The organism is Curtobacterium flaccumfaciens (assembly GCF_051548005.1).
Taxonomy (GTDB): domain Bacteria; phylum Actinomycetota; class Actinomycetes; order Actinomycetales; family Microbacteriaceae; genus Curtobacterium.
Genome location: NZ_JBPUGH010000231.1, coordinates 1 through 3,057, shown reverse-complemented (window position 1 = coordinate 3,057; position 3,057 = coordinate 1). Strand labels below are relative to the sequence as shown.

Here is a 3,057-nt window from a genome sequence, read left to right as displayed (position 1 = left end):
GGCCCGCACCGCGCCTCCAGGCCGTCACCGGGTCGCCGCCAGCAGAGAGCTACGAGCACAGAGCGGCCAGCACTGAGCTGCGACCGCAGCGGTCGCAGCTAGAGCAGCGACTGCGCGATGCGACGCACCTCGGCCTTGCGACCGGCGCGCAGGGCGTTGATCGGCGAGTCGCCGATCGCGTCGTCGACGGCGAGCATCCAGCGCACCGCCTCGTCGTCGGAGAAGCCGTTGTCGCCGAGCACGATGAGCGTGCCCCGCAGCTCGGGCATCGGCTCGGAGCCGTCCAGGAACTCGCTCGGGACCTTGAGGACACCGTCCACCCGCGCGGGCAGCAGGGTCTTCTGCTCGAAGAGCCGGTGGATCCGGCCGGGGGTGGCACCGAGCAGCTCGACGAGGTCAGGGACCGTCAGCCAGCGCTCGGAGAGGGACGCGTCGTCAGTGGGTGCAGGACTCACACGCCCATGTTGCCAGAGCGACGCGAGGTGCCGTGCACCTCGTTCGTCACACGAGTCACACACGCAACATCCGACTCTCTGGTTGACTTGGGAATCAGCCCATGCCAGCGTTGAGCCACCTGTGAGTGCGCAAACGCGCGCGTGAACGGCTCACCGAGGACAGGAGACCACCGTGGACAACGCTGCAGACGAGGCCGCCCGCCGGGCGCGATCCGCCCGCTTCGCGACCATGCCGATCGTCCTCGCGGGGACCATCGCCGTGACCGCCGGCCTGACCGGACCCGTCGCGCACGTCGAGGCTCGACACGACGACGAGGGCGGAGCGAACAAGCGGCACGTCGACCAGGACCGCAACGAGAGCGACGGCCCGGTCTTCACGACCGCCGTCGCGCGTCCGGCCGAGACCACCGTGACCACCGTCGCGGCCGTGACGAAGACCCCGACCACGTACACCGTCCGGCAGGGAGACACCGTCTCCGCGATCGCCGCACGCTACGGCCTCTCCGCGCAGGAGGTGCTCGTGCGCAACGGCCTCGGCTGGAACACGATCATCCACCCGGGCCAGACCCTCCACCTCGCGAGCACCCCCGCGGTGCAGGCCGCTCCGGCGCGGACGACGACGACGTCGGCCACGGGAAGCTACCACGTGCGCTCGGGCGACACGGTCTCGGGCATCGCCTCCCGGATCGGCGTGTCGACGCAGTCACTCCTCCGCGCGAACAACCTCTCGCAGCGGAGCGTCATCTACCCCGGCCAGACCCTGCGCGTCCCGTCGTCCTCGGCTCCGAGCGCCCCGGCGTCCGCCGCCCCGGCACGTCCGGCGTCCACGGCTCCGAGCAGCAGCGGGCACGTGAAGATCGCCTCCGGCGACACGATCGCGTCCATCGCCGCCGCACACCACGTGTCGGTGAAGGCCCTCCTCGCCGCGAACGGCCTCAGCTACACGAGCACGATCTACGCGGGCAAGACGCTCGTGCTGCCGGGAGCCACGGCGACGGCAGCCGTGTCGACCTCCACCGGGTCCACCGGAGCATCGGTCTCGAGCACGGTCCTCAGCGCCGAGCAGTGGCGGAACGCGGCGACGATCGTCAGCGTCGGCCGGTCGCTCGGCGTCCCGCAGCGCGGACTCGTCGTCGCCCTCGCCGCCGCGATGCAGGAGTCGAGCCTGCGCAACCTCTCGCACGGCGACCGCGACTCGGTCGGACTGTTCCAGCAGCGGCCGAGCCAGGGTTGGGGCAGCGCGGCCTCCCTGCAGGACCCCGCGACCGCGGCCAAGCGCTTCTTCGCGGGCAACCCCGGCAAGACCCGCGGGCTGCTCGGCGTCTTCGGCTGGGCGTCCATGAGCGTGACGGACGCGGCGCAGGCCGTGCAGGTGTCGGCGTACCCGACGGCGTACGCCAAGTGGGCCGGCCCGGCGGAGACCTGGCTCGCGTCGCTCTGAGGCGGACCGCCTGCACGACGGCAGCCGGTCGCCCCGGTCGTCGCCGGCGCCGTGTCGGCGATGGTGGGTACGTGACGATCCCTCATCCGATCGGCCAGTCGCCCTCATCCCAGAGGTCGAGATCGGGTAACGGTCGGAGCGTCAGTACGGGCTCCTGCCGTCCGGATTCGTAGAATGCCGCAGATGACCACGAACGCCACGGACCCCATGATCGGTCGGATGATCGACCGACGGTACCGTGTGCGCTCACGCATCGCCCGCGGTGGCATGGCGACGGTCTACCTCGCGACCGACGTCCGGCTCGAGCGGCGCGTCGCGATCAAGATCATGCACGGGCACCTCGCCGACGACCAGGCGTTCCGCGAGCGCTTCATCCAGGAGGCCCGTTCGGCCGCCCGGCTCTCGCACCCGAACCTCGTCGGCGTGTACGACCAGGGCGCCGAGGACGACACCGCCTACATCGTCATGGAGTACATCCCCGGCATCACGCTGCGGGACCTCCTGCAGGAGCACCACGCCCTCACGCCCGAGCAGGCGACCGACATCCTCCGTGCCGTCCTCGCCGGGCTCGCGTCCGCGCACCGCGCCGGCATCGTGCACCGCGACCTCAAGCCCGAGAACGTCCTGCTCGCCGACGACGGACGGATCAAGCTCGGCGACTTCGGCCTCGCTCGGGCCACGACGGCGAACACCGCGACGGGGGCCGCGCTGCTCGGGACGATCGCGTACCTCTCCCCCGAGCTCGTGACCCGGGGCGCTGCCGACTCCCGCAGCGACATCTACGCGCTCGGCATCATGCTCTACGAGATGCTCACCGGCGAGCAGCCCTACAAGGGCGACCAGCCGATGCAGATCGCGTACCAGCACGCGAACGACACCGTGCCGCGCCCGAGCGCAGCGGTCGCCGGGGTCCCGCCGGAGCTCGACGAGCTCGTCGCCTGGGCGACTGCGCGGAACCCGGACGACCGGCCGGCCGACGCGCGGGAGATGCTCGACCACATGTCGGGCGGTGCCCAGCGGGCCACCGGGCAGTACCGGACCGCGGTGCTCCGTCCCGAGAACGCCACGGCGATCCTCCCGTCCGACGGGCCGGCCTCGCACACGCCGGCGTCGTACGGCTCGGCACCGGACGACGACACCGACGACACCACCGTCCTCGAC

3 protein-coding genes are annotated in these 3,057 nt (G+C 71.7%); 2 read left to right on the top strand and 1 reads right to left on the bottom strand.

Going from position 1 to position 3,057, the window contains the following annotated elements:
• Positions 1 to 98: 98 nt before the first annotated feature.
• Positions 99 to 455, bottom strand: a complete 357-nt coding sequence (locus ACSW7Y_RS16765) for an Rv2175c family DNA-binding protein (protein WP_438127363.1) — start codon at positions 453 to 455, stop codon at positions 99 to 101.
• A 172-nt stretch (positions 456 to 627) separates the two neighbouring features.
• On the opposite strand from ACSW7Y_RS16765, the gene ACSW7Y_RS16760 reads away from it, so the two are divergent.
• Positions 628 to 1,896, top strand: a complete 1,269-nt coding sequence (locus ACSW7Y_RS16760) for a LysM peptidoglycan-binding domain-containing protein (RefSeq protein WP_438127362.1) — start codon at positions 628 to 630, stop codon at positions 1,894 to 1,896.
• A gap of 183 nt (positions 1,897 to 2,079) precedes the next feature.
• Positions 2,080 to 3,057: protein kinase domain-containing protein (locus tag ACSW7Y_RS16755; RefSeq protein ID WP_438127361.1), on the top strand; the 978-nt coding region annotated here is incomplete at its 3' end.